15 protein-coding genes are annotated in these 17264 nt (G+C 45.8%); 14 read left to right on the forward strand and 1 reads right to left on the reverse strand.

What is annotated here, in order from left to right; all coding sequences use genetic code 11:
- The first annotated feature begins 30 nt into the window (after positions 1 to 30).
- The 10 genes from rhaB to ACQRCC_RS07905 all read left to right on the forward strand — a co-directional run bounded on the left by rhaB (position 31) and on the right by ACQRCC_RS07905 (position 9901).
- Positions 31 to 1440, forward strand: coding sequence for a rhamnulokinase (gene rhaB, locus ACQRCC_RS07860; protein WP_427850260.1), 1410 nt, complete (start codon positions 31 to 33; stop codon positions 1438 to 1440).
- Between the two features lie 22 nt (positions 1441 to 1462).
- Complete coding sequence (locus tag ACQRCC_RS07865; RefSeq protein WP_427850261.1) at positions 1463 to 2719, forward strand: L-rhamnose isomerase; 1257 nt, start codon at positions 1463 to 1465, stop codon at positions 2717 to 2719.
- A 25-nt stretch (positions 2720 to 2744) separates the two neighbouring features.
- Positions 2745 to 3572, forward strand: coding sequence for a rhamnulose-1-phosphate aldolase (rhaD, locus tag ACQRCC_RS07870; RefSeq protein ID WP_427850262.1), 828 nt, complete (start codon positions 2745 to 2747; stop codon positions 3570 to 3572).
- Positions 3573 to 3697: 125 nt separating this feature from the next.
- Positions 3698 to 4108 carry an RrF2 family transcriptional regulator gene (locus ACQRCC_RS07875; protein ID WP_427850263.1) on the forward strand — a complete coding sequence of 137 codons (411 nt, stop codon included), beginning with the start codon at positions 3698 to 3700 and terminating at the stop codon, positions 4106 to 4108.
- A 96-nt stretch (positions 4109 to 4204) separates the two neighbouring features.
- The gene (cysK, locus tag ACQRCC_RS07880; RefSeq protein ID WP_427850264.1) at positions 4205 to 5137 is read left to right on the forward strand and encodes a cysteine synthase A; all 933 of its coding nucleotides are present in this window, start codon (positions 4205 to 4207) and stop codon (positions 5135 to 5137) included.
- Between the two features lie 41 nt (positions 5138 to 5178).
- A complete protein-coding gene (locus ACQRCC_RS07885; RefSeq protein WP_427850265.1) occupies positions 5179 to 5625 on the forward strand; it encodes an RrF2 family transcriptional regulator in 447 nt (148 codons plus the stop codon).
- A 16-nt stretch (positions 5626 to 5641) separates the two neighbouring features.
- Entirely contained in the window at positions 5642 to 6262 is a 621-nt protein-coding gene (locus ACQRCC_RS07890) for a peptidase C39 (protein ID WP_427850266.1), read from the forward strand.
- Positions 6263 to 6340: 78 nt separating this feature from the next.
- Complete coding sequence (udp, locus tag ACQRCC_RS07895) at positions 6341 to 7120, forward strand: uridine phosphorylase (protein WP_427850267.1); 780 nt, start codon at positions 6341 to 6343, stop codon at positions 7118 to 7120.
- Between the two features lie 152 nt (positions 7121 to 7272).
- Positions 7273 to 8439: an FIST signal transduction protein gene (locus ACQRCC_RS07900; RefSeq protein ID WP_427850268.1), complete on the forward strand. Its 1167-nt coding sequence runs from the start codon at positions 7273 to 7275 to the stop codon at positions 8437 to 8439.
- 28 nt (positions 8440 to 8467) lie between these two features.
- Positions 8468 to 9901 carry an aldehyde dehydrogenase family protein gene (locus tag ACQRCC_RS07905; protein ID WP_427850269.1) on the forward strand — a complete coding sequence of 478 codons (1434 nt, stop codon included), beginning with the start codon at positions 8468 to 8470 and terminating at the stop codon, positions 9899 to 9901.
- Between the two features lie 76 nt (positions 9902 to 9977).
- Here the strand turns inward: ACQRCC_RS07905 and ACQRCC_RS07910 are convergent, their stop codons facing one another.
- Positions 9978 to 10736 carry an IclR family transcriptional regulator gene (locus ACQRCC_RS07910; protein WP_427850270.1) on the reverse strand — a complete coding sequence of 253 codons (759 nt, stop codon included), beginning with the start codon at positions 10734 to 10736 and terminating at the stop codon, positions 9978 to 9980.
- A 213-nt stretch (positions 10737 to 10949) separates the two neighbouring features.
- Between ACQRCC_RS07910 and ACQRCC_RS07915 the strand changes: the two genes are divergently transcribed.
- The 4 genes from ACQRCC_RS07915 (at position 10950) to ileS (ending at position 17248) form a co-directional block, all read left to right on the forward strand.
- Positions 10950 to 11147: a hypothetical protein gene (locus ACQRCC_RS07915; protein WP_427850271.1), complete on the forward strand. Its 198-nt coding sequence runs from the start codon at positions 10950 to 10952 to the stop codon at positions 11145 to 11147.
- A 14-nt stretch (positions 11148 to 11161) separates the two neighbouring features.
- Positions 11162 to 12343 (forward strand): N-acetylglucosamine-6-phosphate deacetylase, encoded by a 1182-nt coding sequence (gene nagA / locus ACQRCC_RS07920; RefSeq protein ID WP_427850272.1) that lies wholly within the window; start codon positions 11162 to 11164, stop codon positions 12341 to 12343.
- A complete protein-coding gene (locus tag ACQRCC_RS07925) occupies positions 12340 to 13746 on the forward strand; it encodes a D-alanyl-D-alanine carboxypeptidase family protein (protein ID WP_427850273.1) in 1407 nt (468 codons plus the stop codon). Before nagA ends, ACQRCC_RS07925 begins: the two co-directional genes overlap by 4 nt.
- 355 nt (positions 13747 to 14101) lie before the next feature.
- A complete protein-coding gene (ileS, locus tag ACQRCC_RS07930) occupies positions 14102 to 17248 on the forward strand; it encodes an isoleucine--tRNA ligase (protein WP_427850274.1) in 3147 nt (1048 codons plus the stop codon).
- Positions 17249 to 17264: the final 16 nt, after the last annotated feature.

Raw genomic sequence — 17264 nt, forward strand, 5'->3', positions numbered from 1 at the left:
GAACAGTCATCAAAAAAGGAGGAAATTCATATGGCAGAATATTATCTGGCGGTGGATATCGGGGCTTCCAGCGGACGTCATATGCTGGGGATGAAAGAAGACGGACGGCTTGTGCTGGAGGAAATCTACCGGTTTGAAAACGGCATGACAAATAAAGACGGAAAACTGCTGTGGGATACAGAGAAGCTTTTTGACGAGATTTTGAATGGTATGAAGCGTTGTCGTGAGATTGGAAAGATTCCGGTCAGTATGTCTATCGATACCTGGGCAGTGGACTATGTGCTTTTGGATAAAGATGACAGGATCACAGGGGAGACCTATGGATATCGGGACAAGAGAACTATGAAAACAGATAAATCCGTGTATGAGATCATACCGGAGAAGGAACTGTATTACAGAACCGGAATTCAGAAGCAGAATTTCAATACAATTTATCAGCTGATGGCAGTGAAGGCAGAAACACCTGAGGTACTGGGAGAAACGAAAACGTTTCTGATGCTTCCGGATTATTTTCAATTCAGGCTTACGGGAAATAAAATGTCAGAATATACGAACGGAACCTCCACTCAGCTTGTAAATCCGAAGACCGGTCAGTGGGATATGGAGCTGATCCGCATGCTGGGCTATCCGGAGGAGGTATTCCTGCCGCTTCAGATGCCGGGAACGGAAGTGGGAGAACTGACAGAAGAGATACAGCAGAAAGTGGGATTCAACTGTAAGGTGGTGCTCTGTGCAAGTCATGACACTGCATCAGCGGTTATGGCGATGCCGGCTTCCGGGGAAGATGCAATTTATATCAGCTCCGGGACATGGTCTCTTATGGGAACAGAACAGAAGGAGGCCCGGTGTGACGAGGTGAGCAGACAGGCAAATCTCACAAACGAAGGCGGATATGAACATCGTTTCCGTTATTTGAAGAATATTATGGGACTTTGGATGATCCAGTCAGTACGGCATGAGCTGGAGGACAGATATTCCTTTGCGCAGTTGTGTGAGATGGCAGAAGCCTGCAGGGATTTCCCATCCAGAGTCGATGTAAATGACAACCGTTTCATGGCACCGGAGAGTATGATTCAGGCAATTCAGGACTATTGTCGGGAAAGCCGGCAGCAGGTTCCGGAGACCCCGGGAGAGCTGTCAGCGGTTGTTTATCAGAGCCTTGCAAAGTGCTATGGCGAGACGATCCGGGAGATTGAACGCATTCGGGAGCAGTCCTATGGAAGCATCCATGTAATCGGCGGCGGTTCTAATGCCGGATACCTGAATCGTTTAACGGCGGAAGCGACCGGTAAGACGGTTTATGCAGGACCCGGTGAGGCGACAGCAATCGGTAACCTGATGGCACAGATGATAAGGGGAGGTATATTCAACAGTCTTGCAGAAGCAAGAAAATGTGTATATGAGTCCTTTGATATTCAGACATATACAGCAGAGAATTAGTATTTTAATGGAGGAGAAGAAAATGACGATCACAGAGCGTTTTGAGGATGCAAAGAAGCGGTATGCCGGGATGGGCGTTGATGCAGAGAAAGCAGTAGAGACTTTAAGAAATTATTCCATTTCCATGCATTGCTGGCAGGGAGATGATGTAACGGGATTTGACCACGAGGGTCCGCTTACCGGAGGTATTCAGACGACGGGAAATTATCCGGGAAAAGCAAGAACACCGGAAGAGCTGATGGCGGATATTGATAAGGTTTTAAGCCTGGTGCCGGGAAAACACAAGATCAATCTCCACGCAAATTATGCAATTTTTGAAAAGGGTGAATTTGTAGACAGAGATGCACTGGAGCCAAAGCATTTTGCAAAATGGGTAGAATTTGCAAAGGAAAGAGGACTGGGGCTGGATTTCAATCCGACCATCTTTTCTCATGATATGGTAAAGAATAACCTGAGCTTATCTCATCCGGATCAGGAGGTGCGGGATTTTTGGATCCGCCACTGCCAGGCATGCATCCGCATTTCCCAGTATTTTGCAGAAGAGCTGGGACAGCCCTGTGTAATGAATATCTGGATTCCGGATGGATATAAAGACATTCCGGCGGACAGAATGGCACCGCGTGCGCGGTTTAAAGATTCACTGGACAGGATTTTGAGCATTCCTTATGATAAAGAAAAGGTACTGGTATGCCTGGAGTCTAAAGTATTTGGAATCGGAATGGAATCCTACACAGTAGGTTCTTCAGAGTTTACGGTTAATTATGCGGCATCCCGGGGAATTCTTCCATTGATGGACAACGGACATTACCATCCGACAGAAGTAGTTTCTGACAAGATTTCTTCTATGCTGTTATTCTTTGATCAGATTGCGCTTCACGTTACCCGTCCGGTCCGCTGGGATTCAGACCATGTAGTACTCTTTGATGATGAGACGAGAGAGATTGCAAAGGAAATTGTAAGAAATAATGCACTTGACCGTGTAAAAGTCGGATTGGATTTCTTCGATGCAAGTATCAATCGTATCGCTGCATGGACTATCGGAATGCGCAATTTCCAGAAAGCACTTCTGTATGCATTGCTGTGCCCGAATGAGAAGCTGGCAAATCTTCAGGAAGAGGGAAAACTTACCGAAGTTCTCATGCTTCAGGAAGAGATAAAGACCTGCCCATTTGGCGATGTGTGGGATTACTTCTGCGAGAGCAGTCAGGTGCCGGTACGTGAGACATGGTATGATGAAGTAAAGAAATACGAAGAAGAAGTTCTTGTAAAACGTGGATAGTGAAGCGGAAAGGAAGGAAAGAGATATGAGTATATTAGATGTAAAATTTGTTCAGGGTTTTATCCGTATGTGTAACGATGGATGGGAACAGGGATGGCATGAGAGAAACGGAGGAAATCTCTCCTATCGTATGAAACCGGAGGAAGTAGAGGAAGTGAAGGAATTCCTGTCAGAGGATGGAGAATGGAAGGAAATCGGAACCGGTGTTCCAAAGCTTGCAGGCGAGTATTTCATGGTAACCGGAAGCGGAAAATATTTCCGCAATGCCATCCTGGATCCGGAGGACAGCATCTGCATCATTGAACTGGATGAAGCCGGTGAGAAATATCGTATTCGCTGGGGGCTGGTGAATGGCGGAAGACCGACCAGCGAGCTTCCGAGTCACTTGATGAATCACGAAGTAAAGAAAGAAGTGTCCGGCGGAAAACACAGAGTGATTTACCATGCTCATCCGGCCAATGTAATCGCACTTACCTTTGTGCTTCCTCTTAAGAATGAGATCTTTACGCGGGAACTCTGGGAAATGGCAACAGAATGTCCGGTAGTGTTTCCGAACGGAATCGGAGTAGTAGGCTGGATGGTTCCGGGCGGACGCGACATCGCAGTGGAGACCAGCAAATTAATGAAAGAATATGATGTAGCTATCTGGGCACACCATGGCATGTTCTGCTCCGGAGAGGATTTTGATCTGACCTTCGGTCTGATGCACACAGTAGAAAAAGCGGCAGAGATACTGGTGAAAGTACTATCCATGAGCCCGAAAAAGCGGCAGACTATTGAACCACAGGATTTCCGCGACCTGGCAAAAGATTTTCATGTGACCTTGCCGGAAAAGTTCCTGTATGAGAAATAAACGTACGCATGAAAAATACCTCTGGCAATGCCGGGGGTATTTTTATTACTTTACGAAAAGAAGGGGATTCTGTATAATGAAATTAGTATTTCATAGTAAATCGATAAGAATTAAGAGGTGAGAATATGAAGATTTCTACAAAGGGAAGATACGCGCTGCGCATTATGGCAGATCTGGCCATTCATGATAACGGAGAATATATACGATTGAAGGATATTGCCGAGAGACAGGGGATTACGCTGAAATACATGGAGCAGATCATGCCCCTTCTCACGAGAGCGGGCTATGTGAAAAGCTACCGGGGGAATAACGGAGGCTATATGCTTGCGCGGACACCGGAGGAGTATACTGCAGGTGAGATTCTGCGCACGGCAGAGGGAAGCCTTGCTCCGATTCCGTGTGTTGAGGATCATCCGAATCGATGTCCGAGGAAGGAGAAGTGTACCACGCTTTCTTTTTGGGAAGGGCTGTGGAGTGTGATCAATGAATACGTGGATGGTATAACACTGGCAGATCTGGCAAAGGAAAAAATGTAAAAATATGATCAAAAACTAGTTGACAGGTAGGAAAACCAGGAATATAATCGTAATAAACATATAAAACATATCTACTTAGTAGGAAAGGAGAAAGCAATGGCTAATATTTATAAAGGAACACTTGGACTGATCGGAAATACTCCACTTGTAGAGGTGGCAAATGTGGAGAAGGAGTTGGGACTTAAGGCTACTGTTTTGGTGAAGCTTGAGTACTTTAACCCGGCAGGAAGCGTAAAAGACAGAATTGCAAAAGCGATGATTGAGGATGCAGAGGAGAAGGGAATCCTCAAAGAAGGTTCTGTTATTATCGAGCCCACATCAGGAAACACCGGAATTGGTCTTGCGTCCATCGCAGCAGTAAAAGGATATCGGATCATTCTTACCATGCCGGAGACCATGAGCGTCGAGAGAAGAAATATCCTGAAAGCATACGGAGCAGAGCTGGTCCTCACAGAAGGAGCAAAAGGTATGAAGGGTGCCATCGCAAAAGCGGAAGAACTGGCAAAGGAGATTCCGGGTGGATTTATCCCCGGACAGTTTGTGAATCCGGCTAACCCGGCCATTCATAAAGCGACAACGGGACCGGAAATCTGGAATGACACAGACGGAAAAGTCGATATCTTTGTAGCGGGTGTAGGAACCGGCGGTACGTTGACCGGTACAGGAGAATATCTGAAATCCCAGAATGCGGATGTGAAGGTTGTGGCAGTAGAGCCGGCAAGTTCTCCGGTTCTTTCCGAAGGAAAAGGCGGTCCGCATAAGATTCAGGGTATTGGTGCAGGATTTGTTCCGGATGTATTAAATACAGAGATTTATGATGAGATTATCAAAGTGGAAAATGACGATGCATTTGCAACCGGCAAGCTTCTTGCGAAGAAAGAAGGAGTACTGGTGGGAATATCTTCCGGAGCAGCATTATATGCGGCAATCGAGCTGGCAAAGCGTCCGGAAAATGAAGGAAAAACAATTGTAGCACTGCTTCCGGATACCGGAGACAGATACTATTCCACACCATTATTTACAGAGTAGAATGCCGGGGCGAGTCTTGAGTATTCAATGTGGAGGCAGGTATGAAGATTTCAAAAAAATGCAGATATGGTCTCAGAGCTCTGATTGATTTGTCGGCAAATGCGGAAAATGAATACATGGTGCTGGGAAGTATAGCAGAACGAAATGGCATCTCTCCACAGTATCTGGAGCAGGTATTTGCGGCATTAAGAAGGGCAGGGATCGTAAAAGGGATCAAAGGTTCTCAGGGCGGATACCGTTTGAATGTGGATCCAAAGAAGCTTACAGTATCGGAGATCATAGAGACTCTGGATGGAAATTATCAGATCGAGGAAGAGGAAGTTCCGGAAGACATCCATGGACGCGGGGTTGCGGTAAGTATACAGAAGCTGGTTATTGACCGGCTAAATGAAGAACTTCAGCAGATACTGACGGATATTACGCTGGACGATTTGAGAAAGAGCTATTTAGATAATAAAGAATATGATCAGGATATGTATTATATTTAGAGAACAGGAAATCATTATGAAAAATCCACTGCATTATCAGCAATCAGAATACGATTGCGGACCAACATCGATGCTGAATGCCATCAGTTTTCTTTTTGAGCGGGAGGAGATCTCTCCGGTGGTCATTCGAAATATTATGCTGTATTGTCTTGATTGTTATAACTGTGAAGGTGTCATGGGAAAGAGTGGGACATCCAGGGCGGCTATGATGTTTCTTAGCAACTGGCTGAATGGATTTGGTAAAATTGGTCAACTGCCGGTTTCCAGCAAATATATTTCGGGAGAAAGTGTCTGGATCGGAAGGGAAAGTGTGATCAATGATGCACTTTGCCGGGGAGGTGCAGTGGTAGTACGCCTGTATTTCGACTGCGCTCATTATGTGCTGTTGACCGGGATACAGGGGAGAAAAGTCCTGATGTTCGATCCCTATTATGTGAAAGAGCCTTTCGAAGAGTCGGGAATCACTATGGCAGAAGATCAGCCATTCCGGTATAACCGGATTGTAGATGAGAAGTGTTTCAACAGAGAAACGATGGAACTGTATGCCCTGGGTCCGGTACAGGACAGAGAGGCAGTTATTATTTTTAATGAAAATACGAAGAAAACGGCAGAAAGGACGATAGAATATTTTATTTAGCAGGAACCGCAGCGCTTTTATTTGCTAAAAATCCCGAAATGGAATAGAATAAAAAGTAAGGAAGGCGGGGTGAAGCAGATGAAATATTCAGAAAATTCAGACAAGCAGTATCATATTCAGGTGGGACCGGGAGATGTGGGAAGATATGTGATTTTACCGGGTGATCCCAAGCGCTGCCCGAAGATCGCACAATATCTGGAGGATGCCAGACTGATTGCGGATAACAGAGAGTTCGTCACCTATACAGGGTATCTGGATGGAGTGAAGGTCAGTATGACCTCGACCGGTATCGGAGGCCCCTCAGCCGCGATTGCCATGGAGGAGCTTGTGATGGCGGGAGCGGATACCTTTATCCGTATTGGCACCTGTGGCGGAATGCAGACGGATGTTCTGAGCGGCGATATTGTGATTGCCAGCGGGGCGATCCGCATGGAAGGCACGAGCAGAGAGTATGCGCCTATTGAGTTTCCTGCGATTGCCAATATGGAAGTTACGAATGCACTGATGGCCGCGGCGGGAGAGCTGAAGCAGAATTACCACGTGGGAGTGGTGCAGAGCAAGGATTCATTTTACGGACAGCATTCACCGGAAACTAAATCAGTCAGTTATGAATTGCTCAACAAGTGGGAAGCATGGAAGAGGATGGGGTGTCTTGCTTCTGAAATGGAATCTGCCGCACTGTATATTGTGGCCAGTAGTCTGCGGGTAAGAGCCGGTTCCTGTTTTCTGGTAATGGCCAATCAGGAGAGGGAGAAGGAGGGACTGGATAATCCGGTGGTTCATGATACGGATATGGCTATCCGGGTGGCTGTGCAGGCAATCCGTAATCTGATCCGTGCAGACCGGGAAAAAGAGTAAATATTTTATATAGCATGTTTGTAAACGGGCGTTCCACCTGGTGGAACGCCCGTTCCGTTTGATGGGATAGGTATATTGTTTGTGAAAATGAATAAATTATAATTAGAATTAATCAAATAATTGTTCGTTTTAGACAAAAAGGAGGAATAAAAATGATGAAAGGAAATACTGGTTCCAGTATAAACGGTAACCCGAAGATTGCGGGAGCAGAAGCAGCTGCAAAGGCTAAAGCAGGCCTGGATTCCGTGAGTATGGCATATGTGTATGCAAGTTGTGATTATGATCTGGATGCAATGCTGGCAGGAATTGCAGAAGAGCTTCCGGGAGTTCCGGTAATTGGAAATACCTCATTTACAGGTGTTATCACTCCGGAAGGTTATATAAGCTCAGAAGACGGATTTGTCGGCATTATGGCTGTATCAGATCCGGATATGGCAGTTGGTGTGGCTGCAGTTGAGAGAACAGATTGCCCGGTAGATGCAGGTGAGGCGGCAGCTAAGCTTGCCATGGAGAGAGCCGGTAAGACAACGCCTCCGGATTATTATTATATGGTAGCACCTCCGGGACTGGAGGAATTCTATGTAAAAGGAATTACGAAGGTAATCGGAAGAGTTCCTTTTTATGGAGGAAGTGCTGCTGACAACAGTATTGAAGGAAAGTGGAAATTATATACGGACAAGGGTGCATTTGCAGATGGTGTAGCCGTGGCATTCTTCTACACAGACAAGAAAATGACCAACAAATTCACAGGCGCTTACCGTGAGACGAAAGACATGGGTATTATTACCAAAGTAATCGATAATCGTGTACTTGCAGAGATTGATGGAGTACCGGCACTGCAGAAATATGCAGAGTGGAGAGGCATGGATATCGAGGCAGTGAAAGGCGGAGCACTTCTGGCTGAGACAATCACATCTCCTCTCGGCGTAAAGGATCGTCTGGGCGACCTGGTTGCTATCCGTCATCCGATGAATGGAAATGATGATCTGACTATGAATATAGGAAATAATCTGGCAGAGGGGACAGCTGTCATCCGTATGGAAGGAACGGTGGATGAGCTCGTTGATTCTACCGGAAAGACACTGGCAGAACTGAAAGAGAAGATGCCGGCACAGGCAGGAGCATATCATCTGGTACACTGCGGAGGAAGAAGAGCCGGAATCGATGCGCGGATCGGTGAAGTTGCAGAACAGCTTAAGAAAGAGGCGGGAGATGTACCGTTTATCGCAGAATTTACCTTTGGAGAATATGGATTTGAGGCAGATGGACTGAATACCTGTGGTGGACTGATGCTTTCATTTACAGCATTTGAAGCATAAGGATGGATACGGAAAGGAGATTTGCAGTATGAAGATGTTTATAAATGGTCTGGCAACAGACGCTTCTGACGGACAGACTATCGATGTTATAAATCCGGCAACTGGTGCCGTAGTAGATACCATTCCTTCCGCAACGAAGGAGGACGTAGACCTTGCAGTGGAGAAAGCGAAAGCTGCACAGAAAATATGGAAAGATGTACCGGTTTATGAAAAAGTGGAGATTATGTATAAGTTCCTGGAACTGGTTGAGGAGAGAAAAGAGGATCTGGCTCAGACATTATCCGCAGAAACCGGAAAACCTATTGTAGAGGCAAGAGCAGAGATCGGAAATATTCCGATTGCTTTTAAGGCATTTTCAGAGAGAGCAAAACATCTTTACGGAGAGACAATTCCGGCCGGAATGGAGGCAGGTCAGGATAAAAATGTGCTTATTACAAAGAGAGAGCCGATCGGCGTGATCGCATGTGTCATTCCATTCAACTTCCCGTGTGATCTTTTTGATCAGAAGGTGGCACCTACACTTCTTGCAGGAAATGCTGCAATCGTGAAACCATCTACCGATAATCCGCTGACTCTTTGCAAACTGACTGCAATGCTGGGCGAGGCAGGTGTCACACCGGGTGCAATCGAGATTGTAACCGGACGCGGATCCAAAGTCGGAAGCTGGCTGTGTGCAAATAAGGATGTACATGCTATTACACTTACAGGTTCTACAGAGGTCGGTATTGAAACGGCAAAAACAGCTGCTGATCATCTGGCACATATCGCTCTGGAGCTTGGAGGAAATGATGCATTTATTGTATTGGAAGACGGAGATGTGGATCTTGCAGTAGAAGAACTCATCTGGGGACGTATGTATAATACAGGACAGGTATGCTGTGCATCTAAGCGTTTCCTGATTCAGAAGAATCGTGTGGAAGAATTTACGGAGAAAGCAATTGCCAGAATCAAACAGCTTAAGCAGGGAATGCCTTCTGATGAAAGTACACAGATCGGATGCCTGATCAGTGAAAAGGCAGCAATCGAAGTAGAGCGCCAGATCAATCTGACCGTAGAACAGGGTGGTAAGATTCTGTTAGGCGGAACCAGAGATGGAGCATTTATCACACCGACTGTAATTGGTGATGTTCCTAAGACAGCAGATGTGGCAGGCGATATGGAGATATTCGGACCCGTAGTTCCGATCATTACATTTGATACAGTAGACGAAGCTATTGAGATTGCAAATGGCTCCAAGTTTGGATTGTGCGGATGTGTATTTACAGAGAATATGAAGACGGCTATGAAAGTCTGCAATGCATTGGAGTGCGGCGGTACTGTTATTAATGGAGCAAGTTTCTTCAGAAGCTTTGAGATGCCATTTGGCGGATACAAATATTCCGGAATCGGAACAGAGGGTGTCATGTCAACATTTGACGAAGTTACAAGAACAAAAACTATTGTATTGAAAAATATTATTTAAGTGTAAAAAGAAACAAAAAAATGTCAGAAAAGACGAAGGGGCTGAAAACCTCTTCGTCTTTTTGAAGTGTGACCATTTATCCTACGTATCCCATTTTCCGGGACAGGCTTTCGGCGGCTTTTTTTACTTCCTTTATGACAGATTCCAGATTCTGGTCTGACAGCTGGGTAATGGAGCCGCTGGCACTGATAGCGGCTACGGGAGTGCCCCGGTAGTCATACACAGGAGCCCCTACGCAGCGGTGACCGGCCTGATACTCCTCATTGTCCATAGCCCACCCCTGACGGCGGACAACCTTTAAATAACGTTTGAATTCCCGGATATCGGTGATAGTATTCGGGGTATAGCGTTTAAAATCACATCCGTACAGCGCATCATCCAGTTCATCGCCGGACAGACAGGAAAGGAGACATTTTCCCATAGAAGAGCAGTATGCCGGGGAACGAAAACCCACCTGAGTATAGAGCCTGGTATTGGGATAAATGTCAAGTTTTTCAAGATAGACCACATCACATCCATCCAGAATACCCATATGTGCAGTCAGATGTAAGTCGCGCATGATTTCAGTCAGAAATGGTTTGGCTTCCGTCAGAAGCTCCAGATTGTTGATGTGCAGACTGACCGTTTCCATTAATTTATAACCAATGGAGTAGGTGTTGTCTGCATTTTTCTCTACATAATGGCGGGCACACATGGAGGAGAGCAGTCTGTGAACCGTACTTTTGCTCATGCCGGTAGCTTTTGCAATATCTGACAGTCCCATAGGTGAATGGGAGGCGGCAAGCTGCTCGATAATATCAAATACACGGTCAACGACTCTAACATTTTCTTCCATATAAATCCCTCGTTTCGATTGTAAAAAACAGTTTGAATACATAGATTATTATAGCACGCAGGTGTCTGACAGGCTATCATTATCTGACCGGGGCGAAAAATTCCCGGCATTTAAATGTGATGACAATCAGATGTTTCGGTTCTACTGGCGTGAGGCGAAAAGCTGTGCTATAATAGATAAACAATACGAAGGAAAAGAAAGTGAGGGAAAAATATGAGTTATAAGACAGTAGGAATCATATTTATAGTAGTAGGGGTCATAGGAGTTATTGCCAGTTTTCTGTCAGCTACAGATTGTTTTGGACTGATAGATATGGGAAACAACGGACTGTGGGATAATGTTGGGATAGGAGTTGCGTGTGCATTCTGTATCTGGTTTGGGCTTCAGAATATCAAGAAGGATAAGAAGTAAGAGGAGAGGATATCATGCGTGTTATAAACGTACAGGTATACACAGAAGAGGGTGTGTTTGTGCCCGGAGAGATTGAGACGGAAAACGGAAAAGTTTCTAAAGTCATTATAGATGGAACGAAGTCAGGAAATGTGGAGGATTCGGAGGTCATTGACGGAGAAGGTGCATATGCAATTCCTGGCATGATTGATATTCATTTTCATGGATGTAAAGGATATGACTTCTGCGACGGAACCAGAGAGGCCTTTGAGGAAATTGCAAAATATGAAGCGTCTATTGGAGTTACGGCTATCTCACCTGCGACGATGACTCTTCCGGTGCCGGAGCTGGAGCGGATACTGGCGCAAGCGGCAGCATATCGTCTTGAAAAGAGTGAAAAGGATTGTGGGATACAGGCTGATCTGGTGGGTGTCAATATGGAGGGCCCGTTTATCAGTGCGGCAAAGAAAGGGGCACAGGATGAGAAGAATATCATTCCCTGTGATGCGGAAGTATTTCGCAGATTTCAGAATGCGGCAAAGGGGCTGGTGAAATATATTGGTATCGCGCCGGAAGAAGGAGATGCAAAGACATTTATTCAGGAAGTGAAGGATGAAGTAACAGTATCCCTGGCACATACCAACGCGGATTATGACACGGCAAAGGCTGCTTATGATGCGGGGGCATCCCATGCAGTGCATCTTTATAATGCAATGCCTGCTTACACGCACCGTGCTCCCGGTGTGATAGGAGCGGTGGCTGACAGCGGACATGTGATGGCAGAGCTTATTTGCGACGGTGTACATATTCATCCGGCGGTAGTACGCACCACATTTAAAATGCTGGGGGCTGAGAGAATTATTTTTATCAGTGATTCTATGCGGGCAACCGGAATGCCGGACGGAAGATATACTCTGGGAGGTCTGGATGTAGATGTGAAGGGCAACCGTGCGACTCTTGTTTCGGACGGAGCTTTGGCAGGGTCAGCAACTACACTGCCGGATTGTATGAGAACGGCGGTAAAAGAGATGGGAATTCCACTGGAAACGGCAGTTGCATGTGTAACAGCGAATCCGGCAAAGAGCCTGGGTATTTATGATGAGTATGGTTCTATTACACCGGGAAAGAAGGCAGACATTGTTCTGCTGGGTAAAGAACTGGAATTAAAGTGCGTTGTGAAAGACGGAAAGGTAATTTTTGGAGGACTAAGCGAATGAGACACCGTTTGCCATTCGGTCTTCGTGTGATGACAGGAATTCTGGCAGTATTATTTTTAATGGCCGCTGTACCGGTGAGCCGGATGGAGGTTCGGGCTGAAGGAGAAACAGCGACACAGGAAAAACCGGAGGAAGAAAAAACAGAAGAAGAAAAAGCCCAGGAAGCGCTCCAGAAGGAGCTGGAAGCTGTTTATAATCTTCCGGTACAATCGAATGAATTGAAAGGATGGCCGCAGGGACCGGGGACATACGGAGATTCCGCTATTGTGATGGACGCGGACAGCGGAGCCATTCTTTATGCTAAGAATATTGATAAGCAGGAATTCCCGGCGAGTATTACGAAAGTACTGACGGCGCTTCTGGCATTTCAGTACGGCGATATGGCAGCTCAGGTTGTGATTACACCGGAGTGTATGAACTGTCTTGGTTCGGGATATGCGTCTATAGGATTGCAGGAAGGGAATGTTATTTCCATGGAGCAGGCAATGTATGCCATGCTTCTTGCCTCCTCTAATGAGGTGGCCTGCGCGATCGGAGAGACCATAGCCCAAAGTCAGGGACAGAGCTACGAATGGTTTCTGGAGCAGATGAATGCAACCTGCAGAGAACTGGGAGGAGAACATTCGAATTTTGTAAATACAAATGGGGTTCATGAGGAGAATCATCTGACCTGTGCCAGAGATATGGCGCTGATTGGAAGAGCGATCTGCCAGTACCCGCAGTTTTTTGAAATCTGTCAGACTCAGCAATATGTGATTCCGGCATCAGCCACTACGGAAGAACATGTATTTCAGCAGAAACATAACATGCTTTTACCCGGAGATTCCGATTATTATGAATATGCAATCGGCGGCAAGACGGGATATACGACAGAGGCGAACAATACTCTGATCACATTTGCAGATAATGGCGACAGAACTTTAATCTGCGTTGTGTTCAGGACTTATGCAGGGCATGTGTATTCAGATACCAGAGCGCTTTTGGACTATGGATTTAGCAGCTTCAAAAAGATTCCCATTGTGGAAAAGGAATCTATAGAAGAGGTGGAAGAAATCCCGGAGGAGGCCTATGTTCTGTTGCCGGAGGGTGTGAATTTCGACAGTCTGGAGAAAACACTTGAACTGGATGAAAAGGGAGAAAATCTGGCAACTCTGTCCTATACCTATCAGGATATGCCGGTAGGCAGCGCGCAGGTGAGGGTCAGTGATTCGCTGGAAGATACCGGGAAAGTCGTGTTCAGTGAGGTGGATACAGATAAAATGAATCAGCCGGAGGGGAAAAAGGATATTCGCAAACCACTTATTGTGGTTGGAATCGTTTCCCTTCTTATCATATTGATACTCTGGTTCAGGATCAATCAGCTGAAAAAACGAAAACGACGCAGAAGAAGACGCAGAAGATAGAAGAAAAGTCAAAAGAAAGCCCTTGACTTATGAACCGGTTTTTAGTTATAATGCAGGGGTAAGATTTTCAATATACAAAGACGTTGACGAAGACAGTAGGACAGACAGGAAAGTTACAGCGAGCCGGAGTTGGTGGGAGTCCGGTACGAGTAGAGTGTGTCTGAATATCACTTCAGAGTTTCGATTTCTGAAAAGAGCAGTATTCTGATTAAGAATCGACGGTGTCCGCCGTTATATGGAAAGCATATGATAGTATGTTAGGTGGTTTATAAACGAATTATAGCTTTCGTCCTATATGGATGGGAGCTTTTTTTACTCTATAGGAAACCACACCTGGCAAAAGGAGGATTGAAAGATGTATAAGAAAGTTTCTACGGATCTTAAGTTCGTGGATCGTGAGAAAGCCACAGAAAAATTCTGGGAAGAAAATCATATTTTTGAGAAAAGTATGGAGAACCGCAAAGAAGGTGAGACCTATACCTTTTATGACGGACCTCCGACAGCAAACGGAAAACCGCATATCGGACACGTGCTGACACGTGTAATCAAGGACATGATCCCGAGATACCGTACTATGAAGGGATACATGGTTCCGAGAAAAGCAGGATGGGATACCCATGGTCTTCCGGTAGAGCTGGAAGTGGAAAAGCTTCTGGGACTGGATGGAAAGGAGCAGATCGAGGAATACGGTCTGGAACCATTTATCAACAAATGTAAGGAAAGCGTATGGAAATACAAGGGAATGTGGGAGGATTTCTCCAACACCGTTGGTTTCTGGGCTGATATGGATAATCCGTATGTAACCTATGATAATAACTTTATTGAGTCCGAGTGGTGGGCTCTGAAGCAGATCTGGGATAAAGGTCTTCTTTATAAGGGATTTAAGATTGTTCCTTACTGCCCGCGCTGTGGTACGCCGCTGTCCGCTCAGGAGGTTGCTCAGGGATATAAGGATGTAAAAGAGCGTTCCGCTATTGTACGATTCAAAGTAAAGGATGAGGATGCATACATCCTTGCATGGACCACAACACCATGGACACTGCCGTCCAATATCGGTCTCTGTGTAAATCCGGATGAAGAATATGCGAAGGTAAAATGCGCAGACGGATTTGTTTACTATATGGCAACTGCACTGTTGGATACGGTTCTTGGCAAGCTTGCAGAGGAAGACAAACCGGCATATGAGATTCTGGAGACATACCTTGGAAAGGATCTGGAATATAAAGAGTATGAGCCGCTTTATCAGTGTGCATATGACTGTGCGGCAAAGCAGAATAAGAAAGCATTCTTTGTGACCTGTGATTCCTACGTAACTCTGACCGATGGTACCGGTGTGGTTCATATCGCACCTGCATTTGGTGAGGATGATGCGAAGGTTGGACGCAAATACGATATGCCGTTCGTTCAGCTTGTAGACGAGAAGGGTAACATGGGAGAGACGACTCCTTTTGCCGGAATTTTCGTAAAGAAAGCAGATCCGCTGGTATTAAAGGATCTGGAAGAGAGGAACCTGTTATTTGAAGCACCGAATTTCGAGCATAGTTATCCGCACTGCTGGAGATGTGATACTCCGCTGATCTATTATGCGCGTGAGTCCTGGTTCATCAAGATGACAGATGTAAAAGACGATCTGATTGCAAATAATAATACAATTAACTGGATTCCGGAAAGTATCGGTAAGGGACGTTTCGGAGACTGGCTTGAAAATGTACAGGACTGGGGCATCAGCCGTAACCGCTACTGGGGTACTCCGTTAAATATCTGGGAGTGTGAATGCGGACATCAGCATTCTATTGGAAGCATTGCAGAGCTTAAGGAAATGTCCGACAACTGTCCGGATGATATTGAACTTCACCGTCCGTACATTGATGAAGTAACGATCCGCTGCCCGAAGTGCGGAAAGCCGATGCATCGTGTGCCGGAGGTTATTGACTGCTGGTTTGACAGTGGTTCCATGCCGTTTGCACAGCACCATTATCCATTTGAAAATAAAGACCTGTTCGAGCAGCAGTTCCCGGCAGATTTTATCTCCGAGGCGGTAGACCAGACACGTGGATGGTTCTATTCCCTGCTGGCTATCTCTACCCTGATCTTTAACAAGGCTCCGTACAAGAACGTTATCGTACTGGGCCATGTGCAGGATGAGAACGGACAGAAGATGAGTAAATCCAAAGGAAATGCGGTAGATCCGTTTGATGCACTGGAGACCTATGGCGCAGATGCGATCCGCTGGTACTTCTATGTAAACAGTGCTCCGTGGCTGCCGAACCGTTTCCATGGAAAAGCAGTCGTAGAGGGACAGAGAAAGTTCATGGGTACTCTGTGGAATACCTATGCATTCTTCGTGCTTTATGCAAATATTGATGAATTTGACGCTACAAAATACAGTCTGGAGTATGATAAGCTTCCTGTTATGGACAAATGGCTTTTGTCCAAGCTGAATACACTGATCAAAGAAGTGGACGGTCATCTGGAAAACTACAGAATTCCGGAAGCAGCAAGAGCTCTGCAGGAGTTTGTGGATGATATGAGTAACTGGTATGTAAGACGTTCCAGAGAGCGTTTCTGGGCAAAGGGAATGCCGCAGGATAAGATCAATGCATACATGACTCTGTACACTGCTCTGGTTACGGTAGCGAAAGTTGCCGCTCCGATGATTCCGTTCATGACGGAGGAGATTTACCAGAATCTGGTAAGAAGCATTGACGAAAATGCACCGGAGAGTATCCACCTGTGCGATTTCCCGGTAGCAGATGAGACGATGATCGATAAAGAGCTGGAAGCTAACATGGAGGAAGTCCTGAAGCTGGTTGTAATGGGACGTGCCTGCAGAAATACCGCAAATATCAAGAACAGACAGCCGATCGGTCAGATGTTCGTTAAGGCAGATTTCGAACTTCCGGAATTTTATCAGGATATCGTAAAAGAAGAATTAAATGTAAAAACTGTAACATTTACACAAGACGTACGAGATTTTACATCCTATACTTTTAAACCTCAGCTAAAGACAGTCGGACCAAAATATGGTAAAATGTTGGGTGGAATCAAGGCTGCGCTGGATGGACTTGACGGAAATGCTGCAATGGATGAGCTGAATCAGAATGGAACGCTGAAGCTTGAGGTAAATGGCCAGGCGATCTCACTTCTCAGAGAGGACCTGCTCATCGATACTGCACAGATGGAAGGCTATGTATCCGAAAATAATAATGGCATCACGGTTGTACTGGATACCAATCTGACAGCAGAGCTTCTGGAAGAAGGATTTGTGCGTGAGATCATCAGTAAAGTTCAGACGATGCGTAAGGAAGCAGACTTTGAAGTGACTGATAAGATTCGCGTTACTTATACCGGCAGTGAGAAGGCAGAGAAAGTATTTGCCGATCACGCAGAAGAGATTGGAAGCGAGACGCTGGCAGTTTCCGTGACAAAGGCAGAGCCGACAGGATACACCAAGGAATGGGGCATCAATGGAGAGAAAGTGACGATTGGTGTAGAAAGATAACAAACCGATAAAAGAG

The organism is Sporofaciens sp. SGI.106 (assembly GCF_050314255.1).
In the GTDB taxonomy this organism is placed as follows: domain Bacteria; phylum Bacillota; class Clostridia; order Lachnospirales; family Lachnospiraceae; genus Claveliimonas.